Below are 16,811 nucleotides of genomic sequence, written 5' to 3' on the forward strand. Positions count from 1 at the left end.
CATTTACCGGGGGGCGTTTTTTGTATTTGTTAAAATTGGTTAAATATTGTGCCGTCCCTAATAAAAGACTATTTTTGTGCAATATGTTAAAAAGTAAAATTCTATTGCTGCTTGTTTTAGCTGCTTGTTTCTTCGCCGCCTGTAAAACGGATCCGGCGTATGACAGAGTTGCGCAACTGGCTATAGATGACGACATTATCAGAAAACAGCTGACAGCTAATGGTACGCTTAGCGGCTTTACCAAAACTGGTGACGGATTATATTATTTTATTTCGAAGGCCGGGGAGGGCCGCGCGCCGGTAGATACAGATATGGTAGGCATCCATTTTGTTGGAAGACTGTTCTTAAACCAGCAAGTCATATTTGATTCTACTTTTAGCAATACAGATACAACCAAGTTTCTTTTGTCAGATGGGATCGAAGGCTGGGAGAAAGGAATACCCCTGATTAAACCGGGCGGCCGGATCAGGCTGATCGTTCCATCTACCCTGGCTTATCAGAACCAGGAAATCCGGCAGACAGGGCTGACAGATACTACACTCGCAAAAAACTCAATTTTAGATTTTGACATTCAGTTACTAAAGATAATACCACCGGTTACAACAACAGTTACAACAAATTAAATAATGCTTAAAAAGTTATCAGGATATATCCTAGCCTTCGCCGGCCTAACCCTCATTTTTACATCGTGTAAGAAAGACTATGAATCCATACAAAGTGTAGATTCGAAAAAGATCACAGACTACATCGCAGCCAATAACCTTACCGGAATGGTGGAAGATTCTGCGAAAACAGGATATTACTATCAGATCGTGACTCAAGGTACCGGAGAGTTTCTGAAAAACACGGACTCTATTTTATATGACGGTTTGGCAAAGGGAATGGAAAATGGCGTGACTTACCTGTCTACACCTTCCTATGCTAACTTAGGGACCTTTGTTGGTTATACAGGTTCACTGGCTTACCAGTCTGTAGGATACAGTATTCCTGCAATACATGATGTCATGCTGAAAATGAGACGTGGCGCCACTGCCAGGATCCTGCTGCCTTCCTATCTTGCCTTTGGCAAAAACGGAGCCGGTGATGTTCCTTCCAATGAGAATATTGATTTAACGATCACTACTTATCCGGATATTTCACAAACAGCACTTGATGACAGACTGATACAGGCATTTATCACGAGCAAAGGCTTAAGCATGATTAAAGATCCTTCTGGTGTGTGGTACAGCGTATCTGCAGCAGGAAGCGCTACTGATCCGGTTACGGTGAACTCTACTATAACCGTGAATTATACAGGGCGATATACAGATGGAACTGTTTTTGATTCAAGTACAGATGCTACGGCTGTGTTTAATTTGAGCCCTGGTTCAGGAATCATAGAAGGATGGACTAAAACCCTTCCCGGCAAACTGGGAAAAGGTGGTAAAATACGGATGCTGATTCCTTCACGTCTGGGTTATGGAACCTCAGGTACAGGCACACTGCCCGGGAATGCTATTTTAGATTTTGATGTAGAGGTTACCTCTGTAACCCCATAACATCACTGCGCCAGTGCTTCTTTAAAAACTTTGAGAATTCTTTCTCTTGCAAAAGCATGTTCAACTATAGGTTGGACATGCTTTTCTTCTTTGTACTCCGGGGCCCATTTGTAGATATATTTGTTTTGCGGATCAAATTTCTTTGCCTGCAGTTCCGGGTTGAACACCCTGAAATAAGGAGCAGCATCGTTACCACAGCCGCAGGCCCACTGCCATCCGCCTACGTTACTGGCCATTTCATAATCCAGTAGTTTCTCCGCAAAGTAAGCTTCGCCCCACCGCCAGTCGATCAGCAGGTGCTTTGTTAAAAAGCTGCCCACGATCATCCTTACCCGGTTGTGCATATACCCGGTCTGGTTTAACTGGTTCATACCGGCATCCACGATAGGATAACCTGTTTTACCGTTCTTCCAGGCTTTGAAATCCTTCTCGCTGTTAATCCATTTGATATTGTCGTATGCCGCTTTAAAGGATTGCGTTGCCGTGTGTGGAAAATGCCATAAGATCATCATATAGAAGTCTCTCCAGGCCAGTTCTGAAAGCCATTTATTTGCTTTTGCATCCTGTGCTGCGGATGCGGCTTCCCTGATGCTGATGGTGCCGAATCTTAAATGCAGGCCAATGCGGGTAGTGGCATCGTCAAAAGGGAAGTCCCTGCGTTCTTCATAAGAGGCCAGTTTCTTTTCGAAGTTTTTAGATGGAAACTCCTGCCGGCCCTCTTCGAAGCCTAATTCCGATAGCGAAGGAAATGCAAGCGGTTTGGTTTGAAACAGGTGTTCCATGTATTTTTCTACCGGATAGGCCTTCAGATAAAAATTATTTAGCTTCAGCATCCATTGCCTGAAATAAGGAGTGAAAACCGTATAGGGTTTACCATCAGCTTTGGTGACTTCATCTTTTTCAAAGATCACCTGGTCTTTAAATGTCTGCAGGGCGATCGACTCGGAGCGGAGAAACTCCCCTAATGAATCATCACGCTCTGCGGCATAGGGTTCATAATCGTGATTGGTATATACACCTTTGACAGTGTAACTGCCGGTTACTTCCTGCCATGCCTGTTCAGGAGTGCCATGCTTGATGAGCAGCGAAGATCCATTTTGCTGCAGTTCCTTTTCGATGCGCTGAAGCTGCTGGTAAATGAATGTTACCCTGGCATCTTTTTTATCATTCAGGTCATCCAGGATGTTGCTGTCAAATATGAACAGCAGCAGCACCGGAAAATCCCCTTTTAGTGCATGGTATAGGGCAGCATTGTCATTTAACCTCAAATCCCTTCTTAGCCAGCAGATGTTAACTTCCTGTTTCATCTATTTATTTTATTGTTTTTTATAGTTGTCAGATAGAGCCTTTGACGATTAAATAATTATTGACCTGTGTGCTTAATAATTATTTTAATCCTATCGGGTTCATGAACCGTAAATATCAGTTAAAGCATCATCAAGATGGGTATATTTAAAGATAAAACCTGCATCCAGTATCTTTTGTGCGGAGGTATTAGTGCTGTTGAGCACTACTGCACTCATTTCGCCCAATATCAGCTTCATGACTGCTTCCGGTACGCTGAAAGGCCATACCGGACGGTGCAATGCACCGGCAACTGCCTTTGTTAATGTTTTATTGGTGACAGGAAAAGGGGCGCAGGCGTTGTATACACCTTCTGCCGGCTGATTCTTAACAAAATGCATGTAAATCTCGTTCATGTCTTCATAGTGGATCCAGGGTACCCATTGATTGCCAGTCCCAAGCGGGGCTCCAACAAATAACTGGATAGGTTTGGCCATTTGCGGCAAGGCGCCGCCATCCTTGCTCAGCACTACGCCCGTACGTATTTTAACCACGCTGAGGCCCAGTTTTTTACCCTCGTCTGCAGCATGTTCCCATGCAACGCAGCATTCAGACATGAAATCATTTCCGGCAGGGCTGTTTTCGGTGAGGATTTCATCGCCGCGGTTCCCATAGTAACCTACTGCAGCGGCAGACATAAACACCCTGACTTGATTTTTGTATGCTGACAGGGTCTTAAATAAAAGTTCGGCAGATATGACCCTGCTATCAATAATTTCCTTCTTTCGCTTCTCAGTCCATTTTTCACCGGCTATATTTTCTCCGGCAAGATGGATGATCGTATCCACACCTTCCATGCAGCCTGGATCTATCTGTCCCTTTTCCACATCCCACAGAAATACAGTTACCTGACTGATAGTCTGAGGTTTCCTGCTCAGGATAGAGACCCTGTGCCCTGCATTTAGCAGCGATTGTATCAGGTATTTGCCGAGCATGCCGGTAGCTCCTGTGAGTAAAATGTGCTGGTTCATCTGTTTATATACCTTAAATGTGTCATTTTGGTTTTAAATCAGTAATTTTTAACCGAACATTTGTTTTGCTTATGTAAATATTACTTCTCGTATTAGATGTTAGCCTAAAAATGCTATATTTTTGATCTTTATAACTGAAATTTAGTAATAATCAAATGAAATCTAAGAAAATACTCGTTTGGTTTAGAAATGATCTGCGTTTACACGACAATGAAATGTTGGTGGAAGCGATCGCCAAGTCAGACAGTATTCTGCCGGTATATTTCTTTGACCCGGGTCATTTTGAGTACGATGCCGAGGGAAAGATTAAGGAAGGAAACAGCGGTGTCCAATTTTTGATAGAAAGTGTTTATGCTCTCCGTGAATCGCTGAAAAAAGTAGGCGGTAATCTCCTGGTGGTGAATGGCAGACCGGAAGATTATATGCCCGGACTGGTTGAGCAATATGAAATCTCAGAAGTTTATCACCACAGGGAAGTAGCCACAAAAGAAACAACCGTTTCTTCAAACGTTGAAGACCTGTTATGGAAATTAAAGGTTAACCTGAAGCATTTTATAGGACACACGCTTTACAATAAAGAAGATCTTCCTTTTCCTATTAAGGATATCCCTGATATTTTTGCGCAGTTTAAAAAGAAAACAGAGCGCGACGCTATCGTAAAAGCCTGTTTTCTCTCTCCAAAGGAGATCAGCCTGGTAGAAGTTGAGGACTGGGGCGAACTGGCGGAATATCAATCAGTTTCAACAGGGCCTTCAGGCGGGGAAGAAGAAGGGATCAAACATTTAAACGGATTATTTAAAGAAGGAGCAGAAATATACGCGAAGACAAATAACAGGGCAGGTGCAGATAAATTTGTCTACTCTTCAAAACTATCTCCATGGCTGGCCTTAGGTTGCCTGTCGCCACGGAAAGTTTACTGGGCCGTAAAGGATGCGGAACGGAGGTTTGGTACCAACACCAATTTTAATCACCTGATCCTGGGGTTATTATGGAGGGACTATTTCAGGTTCATGTTCAAAAAACATACGATCCACTTTTTTACTGATATTGTCACTGATGTGGAAACCTCTTCCGGTGCTGAACAGGATGAGATTCATTTACAGCAATGGAAAGATGGAAATACAGGGCACCTGCTGGTAGACAAGTACATGACTGAATTAAATCTTTCAGGTTTTATTTCCCATGCAGGCAGGTTAGTGGTGGCTACTTTTCTGATCTACGTACTGAAACTGAACTGGCTGGACGGGGCAGGTTATTTTGAACAAAAATTAATAGATTATTCTCCTGCAAGCAATTGGGGCAACTGGGCAAATGTAGCAATGGGCGGTAAAGATCCCCGTTCCAAAAACAGCTTTGACCTGGATAAACAAATTAAAATGCTGGACCTGGAGATTTACGCTCCTTCATAGCTGTCTCTAACAGTTTAAGACGGATTGAAAGATATTTTTTTGTTATGTTAGACAAAAAAATACAGGGAGAACAATTTTGTTTAATATTTGTTAACGACTTACGTGAAAAAATTTTCAATCAGTGATATAGAGGGCCTTATCAGTATTAAAGCGCATACTATCAGAGCGTGGGAGGCCAGGTATAATCTGGTGCCACCGAAAAGGACGCCCACCAATATCAGATTCTACGATGAAGACGACCTGAAACTTTTGCTGAATATTGTTACACTGAATGAAAAAGGTTACAAGATCAGCCGGATAGCAAAAATGTCTAAAGAGCAGATCGCCGACCTGGTTATGCAGTTCCAGTCGGACTGGAATAATGATACTGTTCAGGTGCTGCGTCTTTCAGATGCGACGCTTCATTATGATGAAACCGCTTTTGCCGAAATTCTTTCGGGCTGCATCGAAGAACTCGGACTGACTAAAACGATGGACCTGGTGCTTTTTCCTTTTATGAAAAAAGTAGGGATGCTTTGGCAAACCGGGGCTATAGATCCTTCACAGGAACATTTTGCTTCCAATCTGATCAGGGACAGGATCATCGTCGAAATTGACAAACTTGAAAAACCCGTCCGGGAAAACCCCAAAAGATTTTTATTATTCCTTCCGGAAGCGGAAATGCACGAAACTGGATTGCTTTTTGCTCGTTACCTGTTGAAAAGCTGTGGAATGGATACGCTTTACCTGGGACAGGAAATTCCCTATACTGACGTTAAAAAGGTAATCGTTACTTACAAACCAGACTATGCTTTTATAGTATTAACTTCATTGAATCTGGGAAAGGATGTCAACAAAATAATCGGTAAAGTGATGGAACATCTGGATGTTCCGCTACTGGTAGCCGGGAGTTTGATCTCGGAATTCGATATTCTTGTTCATAATCAGCTCACACCATTGAAAAACGTTTGTGACATCACCGATTTTCTTGAAGAATTATAACCGTTTTACGAGGTAAAATCCTAATTTTGCCGTACTTATATCAATTCATAAACAATGGATAATTTATCTTATCTCAACGGCCCAAACGCCGAATACGTCGATTCTATCTATCAAACTTATAAAGAGGACCCTAGTGCAGTCGAATTCGGCTGGCAGAAGTTTTTTGAGGGTTTTGATTTTGGGAGGGGAGCAGAAACCGGACAAGTTAGTGAAGTAGCGCCTGAGCAATTCTTAAAAGAAGTTAATGTCCTTAACATGATCAATGGCTATCGTCAGCGTGGGCATCTATTCACACATACGAACCCTGTAAGGGAAAGAAGGCACCATTTGCCAACCCTGAACATCGAAAATTTCGGTTTGTCTGAGGCTGACCTCGACACTCCGTTTAATTCTGGTGTTGAATTGGGTATCGGTACAGCTAAACTTCGTGATATCGTTGCTTTTCTGCAAAAGACCTACTGCAGGTCTATCGGTGCAGAATATAAATTTGTGCGGACGCCTGAGGTACTGAGCTGGATTGAGAATAAAATGGAGAGCGTGCAAAACACACCAAGCTTTTCAATTGAGGAAAAAAGAAGGATCCTGAAAAAGTTAAATGAGGCCGTGAGCTTCGAAAACTTTTTAGGTACTAAATTCCTGGGACAAAAAAGGTTCTCACTGGAAGGTGCAGAAGCGATGATCCCTGCCCTGGATTCGGTAATTGAAAAAGGTGCTGACTTGGGAATTGAAGAATTTGTAATTGGTATGGCACACAGGGGGCGTTTAAATGTTCTTGCCAATATCATGCAAAAGACCTATAAGGATATATTTGCTGAATTTGAAGGTAAAGGTTACAGTGCAGAATCTCCTTTCGGAGGTGATGTGAAATACCATTTGGGTTATTCTACCGATGTGACTACGGAGGACGGAAAAAATGTCCACCTGAGCCTATGTCCTAATCCATCTCACCTGGAAACAGTGAATGGAGTGGTGGAAGGAATGACCCGTTCCAAAATTGATTTCAAATACGGTGGTGATAATTCACGTATCGCTCCTATACTTATCCATGGTGATGCATCAGTTGCAGGACAGGGTATAGTTTATGAGGTGATACAGATGGCCGGCCTGGACGGTTATAAAACCGGTGGTACGATCCACCTGGTGATCAATAACCAGATCGGGTTCACTACCAATTATAAAGACGGACGTACAAGTACTTACTGTACAGATATTGCTAAAGTGACACTTTCTCCTGTATTCCACGTGAACGGCGATGATGTTGAGGCTTTGGTTTATGCCATCAACCTGGCTATGGAATACCGTCAGAAATATAAAAATGATGTGTTCATTGATATCCTTTGCTACCGCAGATTTGGTCATAATGAATCGGATGAGCCAAAATTTACCCAGCCACTGTTGTATAAAACCATTGAGCAGCATGCTAACCCAAGGGATATCTATATTCAGCAACTGATTACTGAAGGTAAAATGGAGGCCAGTCTGGCCAAAGAAATGGAAGTTGAATTCCGTGGCATCTTACAGGAAAGGCTGAACGAAGCCAAAGAGGTTACATCTACCTACCAGGCAGTTAAATTTGCAGGTGCATGGGCAGATATGAGGATTGCAAGTGCGGAAGATTTTGTGACTTCCCCTGATACTTCTGTAAAAAAATCTACCCTGCTGGAGATCGCTAAAAGGATCAGTACTTTACCGGCCGACAAAAAGTTCTTCAAGAAGATTGAGAAACTGTTTGCTGAAAGGAATAAAATGGCTACGTCAACATATGTGTTCGACTGGGCAATGGGAGAGCAGATGGCATACGCTACTTTGCTGTCCGAAGGAAAAAGAGTGCGTTTAAGTGGCCAGGATGTTGAGCGTGGTACTTTCTCCCACCGTCATGCTGTTTTAACACTGGAAGATTCTGAAGAGGAGTATATCCCTTTGTGTAACCTTTCGGATCAGCAGGCCCCTTTTGATATTTATAACTCGCATTTATCTGAATATGGCGTACTTGGATTTGAATACGGCTATGCCATGGCCAATCCGAATGCACTGACGATTTGGGAAGCGCAGTTTGGCGACTTCTTTAACGGTGCACAGATTGTGGTTGACCAGTATATTGCCAGTGCAGAAACCAAATGGCAGCGTGAAAACGGTCTGGTAATGTTATTGCCGCATGGTTATGAAGGACAGGGACCTGAGCACTCATCTGCAAGGATTGAACGTTTCATGGAGCTTTGTGCTGATTACAACATGCAGGTAACGAACTGTACTACCCCGGCTAACTTTTTCCATGCTATCCGCCGTCAGTTTAAACGTGACTTCAGAAAACCTCTGATCGTTTTTACACCAAAGAGCCTGTTGCGCCATCCGATGTGCGTTTCGCCGCTTGAAGATTTTACTGACGGTAAATTCAAAGAGGTGATCGATGATGCAAACGTAAAAGCAAACGAAGTAAAAAGGGTGTTGTTCTGCAGCGGCAAGATCTATTACGAGTTACTGGAAAAACAACAGAAAGAGAACATCAAAAATGTAGCTATTGTTCGTGTAGAACAATTGTATCCTACACCTCTGGCACAAATGGAAACTGTTTACAAGGGTTATAAAAATGCAAACGAAGCTGTCTGGGTGCAGGAAGAACCTGAGAACATGGGCGCATGGCCTTATTTCCTTCGTAAAACAAGGAAAACAGCTTTTGCAGATATTGAAGTGATTTCAAGAAAAGAAAGTAGCAGTACCGCTACAGGATTTGCAAAACAACATGCAGACCAGCAGGCTTTTATTTTAGCTAAGGCTTTCGAAATGAAGATTACGGAAGCAGATAAAAAAATCGCCAAAAAATCAGTGAATAAAGTATATAACGTAGATTAGAAAATATAATACATCAATTATGAGTCTAGAAATAAAAGTTCCGCCAGTAGGGGAGTCGATTACTGAAGTTGTTCTTTCCCGATGGGTAAAAAATGATGGTGATGCAGTGGAGATGGATGAAGTAATAGCCGAATTAGAATCTGATAAAGCGACTTTTGAGTTAACTGCTGAACAAGCCGGAACTTTGAAAATAGTGGCAAGCGAAGGGGATACATTGGCGATAGGAGCTGTAGTTTGTAGTATTGAAGATGGTGGTGCTGCTGCACCGAAAGCGGCACCTGAGGCACCGGCGGAAGCTGCTGCCCAGGCAGATAAGCAGGCTCCTGCCCCGGTTGCGGAAAGAGCTGGTGACAGTTACGCCACAGGCACGCCTTCACCGGCAGCAGGCAAGATCCTTGCCGAAAAAGGTGTGGATGCTGCAGCTGTAAAAGGCTCTGGCGTTGATGGAAGGATTACTAAAGAAGACGCACTTAAGGCAGAGAAACCAGCAGCTGTGCCTGCTAAGGCTCCTGAAAAAGCTGCCTCAGCTCCTGCAGTGGCAGGGTCAAGAAACGAACGCAGGGAGAAAATGTCGCCATTGCGCAAAACGGTTGCAAAACGTTTGGTAGCAGTGAAAAATGAGACAGCCATGCTGACTACGTTTAACGAGGTGAACATGAAGCCGATCATGGACCTGCGCGGAAAATATAAAGATCAGTTTAAAGAAAAATATGGTGTAGGATTAGGTTTCATGAGCTTCTTCACAAAAGCAGTTTGTGAGGCAATGAAAGACTTTCCTGCGGTAAATGCACGTATCGATGGTGATGCTGTGATTTTTAACGATTTCGTAGATATCTCTATCGCAGTTTCTGCACCTAAAGGGTTGGTAGTGCCGATCATCAGAAATGCAGAAAGCCTGAGCCTTGCACAAATTGAAAAATCTGTGATTGAACTGGCAACCAAAGCGCGCGACAGCAAATTGACAATTGAAGAAATGACCGGCGGAACATTTACAATCACTAACGGTGGTGTATTCGGTTCAATGATGTCTACTCCGATTATCAATGCCCCACAGTCTGCAATTTTAGGTATGCACAATATTATAGAACGCCCTATCGCTGAGAAAGGTGAAGTGGTTGTTCGCCCGATGATGTACCTGGCTTTATCATATGATCACCGTATCATTGATGGAAGGGAGTCTGTTGGATTCTTAGTAAGAGTTAAACAACTGCTGGAAGATCCTGCACGTTTGCTGCTGGGAATATAAAGGTTAAACTGCCGGTTGATGAAGGTTATTCGGCTTCCAAAAAAATGGTATTGCATGGAAATGCAATACCATTTTTTTTTGCCCTTTTACTATTGAAATTAATCCTTTTTTAATGCATTAAACATCCCACCGTCATATAAAGGGCGAAAAGGCGTTTTAACAAGTAATTGATTATTTTTGCCGGGTGAAAAAACGCTGCTTATTACTTCTCTTACTCATTTTTTGTAAAATATCAACTCAGGCTCAAAACTATAATACGGATGTACCGGCAGACCTCGGGAAGAGTATTTTCGGAAATGAAGTCAAAAGAAATTTCTCCAGGAAAGGAGACTTTTATTTTCACTGGGGGTATAACCATTCATGGTATGGTAAAAGTGATATCAGGTTTCAGGGGCCAGGTTACGATTTCAAATTAAAAGATGTAGAAGCACATGACAGGCAATCTAAATTATCCTGGGATTATTTAAATCCGGGCTTGATCACCGTTCCGCAGTATAACATTCGTTTCGGTTACTTCTTTGCTGACAACTGGAGCGTTTCCCTCGCCTGGGACCACATGAAATATGTAGTGGATATTCCGCAGACAGTGGCGATCACAGGAACAATTGGTCCCAATATCTCTGAACCAGGCGTACCCACCGGCGCCTATGCGGGAACGTATCATGGAGAAATGATTAATCTGACACCTGAAGTGCTGACATTTGAACATACAGATGGCTTTAACTATGCCAATATAGAAATTGAACGTTATGACGATATCTGGGTAGCACCTTCAAGGGAAACCTCACTTACCCTGGAAACAGGTCTGGGAGGAGGATTGCTGGTTCCACGGTCTGATGTGCGTTTATTCACACAGGGAAGAAATAACCACTGGAACGTTTCCGGTTATGGTTTCTCTGTGAAAGCGGGATTGAAATTCTATATCACCAAATTCCTGTACCTGCAAAACACAACTAAACTGGGTACAACGAACCTGAAGAATATTCATACTACAGGACGTGATGACCTGGATAAAGCGAGTCAGAAGATCAAATACGCAGAAAATCTCTGGGTATTGGGTTACCAGTTTTAGTCCTGGAGATTTAACGTTTCCTGAAAAAAGAAAAAATCCATTTGAAGGCCCTTATAATAGCTTGCTCCATTTTGATCCAGCGTTCTTCAGGTGAAACGAATGAATTCTTGTCATAGGAAAAACGGGTGGAGTTTTCCGATGAATAGCGGGGATAAGAAAGTATGATTCTTACATCACCAAGCTTCTCCAGCCCTGGAAGATGTGTTTCTGCCGCTGATATTGTTTCCGTAACGTTGATTTCTGTTACATATTTATTTCTTGCCATAACCTGCTTTTTATCTAAATTAATAATATCCTTTAAATTAACAATCTCTATCTTTTTGATTTTATAGTCATCTTTAGTTAAATGAAATGCGGTGCATATCAGATAAGGAATCAATGAAACAAGGCCTAATGTGAGTGCATTGTGGTAGAAGGAACGCTTTCGATGAAATATCGCGTAATTTTCCTCCACGGCCCGTTCCAGTTCGCTCACATAAGACGTTTTGATCATACTGTCTATTTCATCATGATCCAATTCCGGATTAGCGGTTTCATAGATATTACGAATGTTGTTATAGAATTTGGCGGGAAAGTCCAAATTGGGAGCCTTTACCGGCAGAATTAATTTTATGGTATAAAAGCTGGACATAGTAAATACCAAAATTAACAGTCCAAAAGCTACGTATAACCATATGTTTTTGACCTCCTGCCTAAGATTATCCTGAATGACTGGTATAAAATAAATTGAAATGCCGGAGTAGATAATTATAATATTGGTTAATTGCTCCTGTACCCTTTGATATGCAGAAGAATATTCTTCTGCCCTTTTGGTATTAAGGTCAATAATATAATCCAGATCGTAAAATTTATTATCCATAAACGCACTAATTAGATTAGTGCTAATATGGAAAATAAATATTTAATAAGTTAACTTTTGGGTAATTTTATTTTTATTAGTTAATTTATCGTGTAAACGCCATTGCTGTGAATATTCTGGCAAAAAACCAAAGCCATTAATTCTTTGAAACGCTGCCTGATCCGATAATCGTTTTTTTAACCGTAGCATCACCGCTATAAATGATGCTGCCTGAACCGCTGATCACTGCATCAATATGCTGTGAAGCCCGGATGTAAGCGTCAGCTGAGCCGCTGATCTGTACTTCTACCTTATTTACTGAAAAACTTTTGCCCCTGAAGCTTCCGGACCCGCTGATCGTAAGATTGGCATCATCGGATTTACCTGCCAGGTTGATATTCCCTGAACCACTCAGCACGCCGCTGAATGATTTGACATTAGCACTGGCCCTGATGCTTCCGGAACCGCTGAGCGTAGCCACCAGTTCCGAACCATTGATCGTGTTGCTTACCTCCAGATTCCCTGATCCGCTCATGGTTAATGATGATAACCTTTTGGCACTGATATAAACAGTAACATCGGGTTTGCTGTATCTCCGAGACCAGTCATTCCATTTAGTCTTTGGTTTAATCGTTAAGATACCGCTGTTTACTTCCGTTACTAATTCTGCGATGGCATCCTTATTCCCTTCAAAACGGATAGATTCCGTATTGCCCAGCGTCACTTTCACATTCAGGGGCCCACCGGCAGCAATGCCTTTAAAGCTGCCTGTTGTCCTTTCATCCTGCATCACAGGAATGGTCTGTTTTGTTAAATGAGAGTTGGCATTATAGCTGAAAGTCAGCAAAGCCAGTACCAGCAGCATGTTCAGTTTTTTCATTAATTAGTATTTATAAGTCAGGTTATACAGATAAGACGTCCGTTCATTGTATTCGTTGCATGGCTGTAGTATATTATTTCATTTTTAACTCGATATAGAAATTCGGGTCAGCTTTAAAGGTGTCGGCTGTGATCTCAGTTACTCCCGCTTCTTTCCACTGGCTGGTGGGATAGATAAAGGTAAATGCACCTGGTTTTAAAGTCACTTTAACCGGCATCTCAAAACCTTCAACCACATTATCCCAGCGGTACGAAAGTTTCCCTCCGGCAATTTGATAACTGAGGACGGGAATTTTTGTTGTTCTCAGGTACTGATCAAACACTTTATCCAGGGTAAGCCCACTTTTTTCCGACATGTACTTTTCAACCTGTGCAGTAGTAACGGTCTGGTGATAGAATGTCTTGCTCAGCCCCCTCAGTACGGACCTGAACTTTTCATCATCATTGATGATCTGTCTGATCGTATGGATCATATTTGCCCCTTTGGGGTACATGTCTCCTGATCCTTCTTTGTTGACATTATAGGGGCCAATGATAGGGATGTCATTCCTGATGATCTTTCTGATGCCCTGAACATAGGCTGAGGAAGCCTCTTTGCCATATTCAGACTCAACGAACAGGGGTTCGGAATAATTTGTAAAGCTCTCATGGATCCACATGTCTCCTATATCTTTAGCCGTGATGCTGTTACCAAACCATTCGTGCCCGCTTTCATGGACGGTGATGAAATCGAACTTTAAGCCCCATCCTGTGCCGGACAGATCCCTGCCCAGATAGCCCATTTTGAATTTATTCCCATATGCCACTGCGCTCTGGTGTTCCATTCCCAGGTGCGGGGCCTGTACGAGTTTATACCCGTCTTTGTAGAAAGGATAGGGGCCAAACCAATGCTCAAAAGATTTTAACATCCGCTTTACATCGGCATCCCAGTGTGGCCTGGCGGCAAGACTGTCCTCCTTTAGCGACCAGAAATCGAGACTCAGCTCTCCGTCCTCTCCTTTGTACTGATCGGTCCAGTGTGCATAATTTCCGATATAAAATGTAACGTCGTAGTTATTAATAGGGTTGCTTACGAACCAGTTGTACTGGCGGTAACCATCCGGCTGATCTTTGATGCTGCGCAAGCGGCCGTTGGATATTTCTTTCAATGCTTTGGGCACGCTGATGCTGATCAGCATACTGTCTGCCTCATCACTGAGATGGTCTTTATTCGGCCACCATGAGCTTGCCCCCAAGCCCTCACAGGCAACAGATACAAAAGGTGCACCCGCTATATCTTTGCTGAAAATAAATCCGCCATCCCAGGGTGGTTTAACGGCAATGACCGGTTTGCCGGAATAATATACCTCAAAACTGGCTTTCGTTCCTTTCTTTACCATGCCTGGAAAAGTAACGAACACCGCATTGAACTCCCTTTTATAGGGTAACTTCTGCCCTTTGTAAACGATTTTATCTATGTTCAGGTTACTGAAGAGATCGAACTGAAGCCTGGAGAAATCTGACACTGCTGTAAAATTGAATGTGTTGCTGCCACTAATGCTCTTCTGGTCTATATCTATTTTCACATCGAGATGATAATAGTTAATATCATAACAGGTACGCAATGGCGTAAGCATGCCCCTTAAACTATCGGCAAGGGAGAAGTTACTCTGGGGTTTTAGCAATTGTGCATGCCCTGAAAGAAAGGTGCAGCAAATAATTATGGCACTATACAGCAATCTTTTCATTGTAGTTTTAAGATACAATAGGGTAGCGGGACGTTTAGAAAAAGTCATAGGTTTAATTAATAATCCTTAAATATAGGATTTGCACTGCTTTTTCTACCGAGATCGGAAATTTTTTTATTTAACAATCAAAAACTAGGATAGGTGAGCGCTTAATAACAACTAAAAGAACAATATTTGCTAATAAAAATGATTGTACCTTTATCTGGCATCTTATCGCCGTATGGGATGCAAAATTGAGATTGCATGGAAAAAATATCTGCCGAACAACACACAAGATGGTTATATTTTTTTATCGGTATTGCCGTACTGATAAATTTCACCGGACTATTTGTGACCATCATGGGACCTGACGGAGCCTTATATGGTTCCGTAGCCAAAACCATGGCACAGCATAACAACTTTACAGACCTGTATGCGCAGGGGAAAGACTGGCTCGATAAACCCCATTTTCCATTTTGGGTTACCGCTGTTTTCTTTAAACTGTTTGGTGCAACTACCTGGGCTTACAAGTTGCCCGGTATCTTCTTTATCCTTCTGGCTGCTTTTTATACGTACATTCTGGCCAGGGACCTGTATAGTAAAATTACAGGTCTGTGGGCGGCATTGATCCTGCTTACTGCCCAGCATGTGATCATCTGCACGATGGACGTACGTGCGGAGCCTTTTCTCACCGCGCTGATCATTGCCAGTGTATACCATTTTTATAAATGTATGGGCGAAAAATGGTTTTTAAACCTGGTAGCGGCCTCTGTATTTGCCGCTTGCGCAGTGATGACCAAGGGTATATTCGCACTGATCCCTATTGCAGGGGCTGTTGGAGGGCAGTTGCTGATGACGGGAAACTGGAAAATGGTGTTTAACTTCCGCTGGCTGCTCGCCGCTGTGTTCATACTGATCTTTATCCTGCCGGAATTGTATACTTTATACGTTCAGTTTGATCTTCATCCGGAAAAGGTGGTTTTTGGACACCAGCAAACATCAGGGATCAGGTTCTTCTTCTGGGACAGCCAGTTTGGCCGTTTTTTTAATACCGGGCCGATCAAGAAGAGCAGCGGTGACCCCACCTTCTTTTTGCATACCATCCTCTGGGCTTACCTGCCCTGGTGCCTTATATTCTATACTGCAATGTACCAGTTCTTCCGTCAGCATTTCAGGCAGCGAAAACTTGCCGAGTGGTATTGTGTATCTGGTTCACTGTTAACATTGCTGGTTTTCTCTGTATCTAAGTTCCAGCTTCCGTTTTATATTGTGATCGTATTTCCGTTTTTTTCTATTATCTGCGCCCAGTACCTGTTGAATGTGAAACTGGAAAGCTCTGTAAAGGCAATCCGTATTGCACAGACGGTTGTAGGCAGCCTGATGGTGCTGCTGGTGATCGTGCTTCATTATTTTTTCCGTCCCGGGAACCTGAATGTGCTGACGGTGCTGTTGCTGATCCTTACTGTTGTCCTGTTTATTGCGGTCAGCAAAACTGCTGTTAACGGCAGGTTTAAGATATTCTTTCAATGCTGCACAGTTGTGTTCCTGGTCAACCTCTATTTCAATCTGGCCTATTATCCTGCCTTATTAAAATACCAGGCAGACAGTGAGGCTGCTTTCTGGATCAATACCCATAACCCGCAGCATCTGCCGGTGGTACAAACACGTATAGCTTTTGGATACGGACTGGATTTCTATATGAATGGCCCGCTGTATTTTTTACATCCGGGAGAGGAGAAGCTGCTTCCGCCAAAGCCTTATCTGCTGTATGGGGAGAAAGAATTCCTGGATCAGAATATCCCTGGTGCAGCCAGTATAGCACCCCTGAAAACCTTTGACAGTTATCGGATCAGCAGGCTAAAAGCTAAGTTTTTAAACTATGCTACACGCAAAGAAACCTTGTTCAAAACCGAGTTTTTACTGGTAAAATAACAGATTTACATTAAACCCTTTTTGATGCTTTATTTGTTAGGTGGT

At 42.7% G+C, this 16,811-nt stretch carries 13 protein-coding genes; 8 read left to right on the plus strand and 5 right to left on the minus strand.

Going from position 1 to position 16,811, the window contains the following annotated elements; translation table 11 throughout:
- Positions 1–83 precede the first annotated feature (83 nt).
- Entirely contained in the window at positions 84–623 is a 540-nt protein-coding gene (locus BLW16_RS12610; RefSeq protein WP_175470568.1) for an FKBP-type peptidyl-prolyl cis-trans isomerase, read from the plus strand.
- A 3-nt stretch (positions 624–626) separates the two neighbouring features.
- Complete coding sequence (locus tag BLW16_RS12615; RefSeq protein WP_090557097.1) at positions 627–1,538, plus strand: FKBP-type peptidyl-prolyl cis-trans isomerase; 912 nt, start codon at positions 627–629, stop codon at positions 1,536–1,538.
- Between the two features lie 2 nt (positions 1,539–1,540).
- On the opposite strand, the gene BLW16_RS12620 is transcribed toward BLW16_RS12615, so the two are convergent.
- Together BLW16_RS12620 and BLW16_RS12625 are read right to left on the minus strand one after the other, a co-directional pair.
- Entirely contained in the window at positions 1,541–2,845 is a 1,305-nt protein-coding gene (locus BLW16_RS12620) for a cryptochrome/photolyase family protein (RefSeq protein WP_090557099.1), read from the minus strand.
- 99 nt (positions 2,846–2,944) lie between these two features.
- Positions 2,945–3,853: a TIGR01777 family oxidoreductase gene (locus BLW16_RS12625; protein WP_090557101.1), complete on the minus strand. Its 909-nt coding sequence runs from the start codon at positions 3,851–3,853 to the stop codon at positions 2,945–2,947.
- Between the two features lie 155 nt (positions 3,854–4,008).
- On the opposite strand from BLW16_RS12625, the gene BLW16_RS12630 reads away from it, so the two are divergent.
- The 5 genes from BLW16_RS12630 to BLW16_RS12650 all read left to right on the plus strand — a co-directional run bounded on the left by BLW16_RS12630 (position 4,009) and on the right by BLW16_RS12650 (position 11,411).
- Positions 4,009–5,262 carry a DASH family cryptochrome gene (locus BLW16_RS12630; protein WP_090557103.1) on the plus strand — a complete coding sequence of 418 codons (1,254 nt, stop codon included), beginning with the start codon at positions 4,009–4,011 and terminating at the stop codon, positions 5,260–5,262.
- Positions 5,263–5,364: 102 nt separating this feature from the next.
- On the plus strand, positions 5,365–6,243 hold the full coding sequence (locus BLW16_RS12635; RefSeq protein WP_245735259.1) for a MerR family transcriptional regulator: 879 nt from the start codon (positions 5,365–5,367) through the stop codon (positions 6,241–6,243).
- A gap of 54 nt (positions 6,244–6,297) precedes the next feature.
- Positions 6,298–9,093, plus strand: coding sequence for a 2-oxoglutarate dehydrogenase E1 component (locus BLW16_RS12640; protein WP_090557108.1), 2,796 nt, complete (start codon positions 6,298–6,300; stop codon positions 9,091–9,093).
- 19 nt (positions 9,094–9,112) lie between these two features.
- A complete protein-coding gene (gene odhB / locus BLW16_RS12645; protein WP_090557110.1) occupies positions 9,113–10,339 on the plus strand; it encodes a 2-oxoglutarate dehydrogenase complex dihydrolipoyllysine-residue succinyltransferase in 1,227 nt (408 codons plus the stop codon).
- A gap of 184 nt (positions 10,340–10,523) precedes the next feature.
- Positions 10,524–11,411, plus strand: a complete 888-nt coding sequence (locus tag BLW16_RS12650; protein ID WP_245735261.1) for a hypothetical protein — start codon at positions 10,524–10,526, stop codon at positions 11,409–11,411.
- A gap of 10 nt (positions 11,412–11,421) precedes the next feature.
- Here BLW16_RS12650 and BLW16_RS12655 read toward each other — a convergent pair whose 3' ends face one another.
- From BLW16_RS12655 to BLW16_RS12665, 3 genes are all read right to left on the minus strand, one after another.
- Complete coding sequence (locus BLW16_RS12655; protein ID WP_090557112.1) at positions 11,422–12,270, minus strand: hypothetical protein; 849 nt, start codon at positions 12,268–12,270, stop codon at positions 11,422–11,424.
- Positions 12,271–12,406: 136 nt separating this feature from the next.
- Positions 12,407–13,129, minus strand: coding sequence for a head GIN domain-containing protein (locus BLW16_RS12660; protein WP_090557115.1), 723 nt, complete (start codon positions 13,127–13,129; stop codon positions 12,407–12,409).
- Between the two features lie 73 nt (positions 13,130–13,202).
- Positions 13,203–14,903, minus strand: coding sequence for a M1 family metallopeptidase (locus tag BLW16_RS12665; protein WP_317039966.1), 1,701 nt, complete (start codon positions 14,901–14,903; stop codon positions 13,203–13,205).
- 195 nt (positions 14,904–15,098) lie between these two features.
- Here BLW16_RS12665 and BLW16_RS12670 point away from each other — a divergent pair, with 195 nt between their 5' ends.
- Positions 15,099–16,766 carry a glycosyltransferase family 39 protein gene (locus tag BLW16_RS12670; RefSeq protein ID WP_090557119.1) on the plus strand — a complete coding sequence of 556 codons (1,668 nt, stop codon included), beginning with the start codon at positions 15,099–15,101 and terminating at the stop codon, positions 16,764–16,766.
- The last annotated feature ends 45 nt before the right edge of the window (positions 16,767–16,811 follow it).

It is taken from the genome of Pedobacter hartonius, from assembly GCF_900107535.1.
Classification (GTDB): domain Bacteria; phylum Bacteroidota; class Bacteroidia; order Sphingobacteriales; family Sphingobacteriaceae; genus Pedobacter; species Pedobacter hartonius.

What these genes read in the sequence shown, in the direction of transcription:
- BLW16_RS12625 (WP_090557101.1), bottom strand. Translation starts at nt 3,853, where the DNA reads ATGAACCAGCACATTTTACTCACAGGAGCTACCGGCATGCTCGGCAAA.
- BLW16_RS12610 (WP_175470568.1), top strand. Translation starts at nt 84, where the DNA reads ATGTTAAAAAGTAAAATTCTATTGCTGCTTGTTTTAGCTGCTTGTTTC.
- BLW16_RS12665 (WP_317039966.1), bottom strand. Translation starts at nt 14,903, where the DNA reads ATGACTTTTTCTAAACGTCCCGCTACCCTATTGTATCTTAAAACTACA.
- BLW16_RS12615 (WP_090557097.1), top strand. Translation starts at nt 627, where the DNA reads ATGCTTAAAAAGTTATCAGGATATATCCTAGCCTTCGCCGGCCTAACC.
- BLW16_RS12655 (WP_090557112.1), bottom strand. Translation starts at nt 12,270, where the DNA reads ATGGATAATAAATTTTACGATCTGGATTATATTATTGACCTTAATACC.
- BLW16_RS12630 (WP_090557103.1), top strand. Translation starts at nt 4,009, where the DNA reads ATGAAATCTAAGAAAATACTCGTTTGGTTTAGAAATGATCTGCGTTTA.
- odhB (WP_090557110.1), top strand. Translation starts at nt 9,113, where the DNA reads ATGAGTCTAGAAATAAAAGTTCCGCCAGTAGGGGAGTCGATTACTGAA.
- BLW16_RS12660 (WP_090557115.1), bottom strand. Translation starts at nt 13,129, where the DNA reads ATGAAAAAACTGAACATGCTGCTGGTACTGGCTTTGCTGACTTTCAGC.
- BLW16_RS12640 (WP_090557108.1), top strand. Translation starts at nt 6,298, where the DNA reads ATGGATAATTTATCTTATCTCAACGGCCCAAACGCCGAATACGTCGAT.
- BLW16_RS12620 (WP_090557099.1), bottom strand. Translation starts at nt 2,845, where the DNA reads ATGAAACAGGAAGTTAACATCTGCTGGCTAAGAAGGGATTTGAGGTTA.
- BLW16_RS12670 (WP_090557119.1), top strand. Translation starts at nt 15,099, where the DNA reads ATGGAAAAAATATCTGCCGAACAACACACAAGATGGTTATATTTTTTT.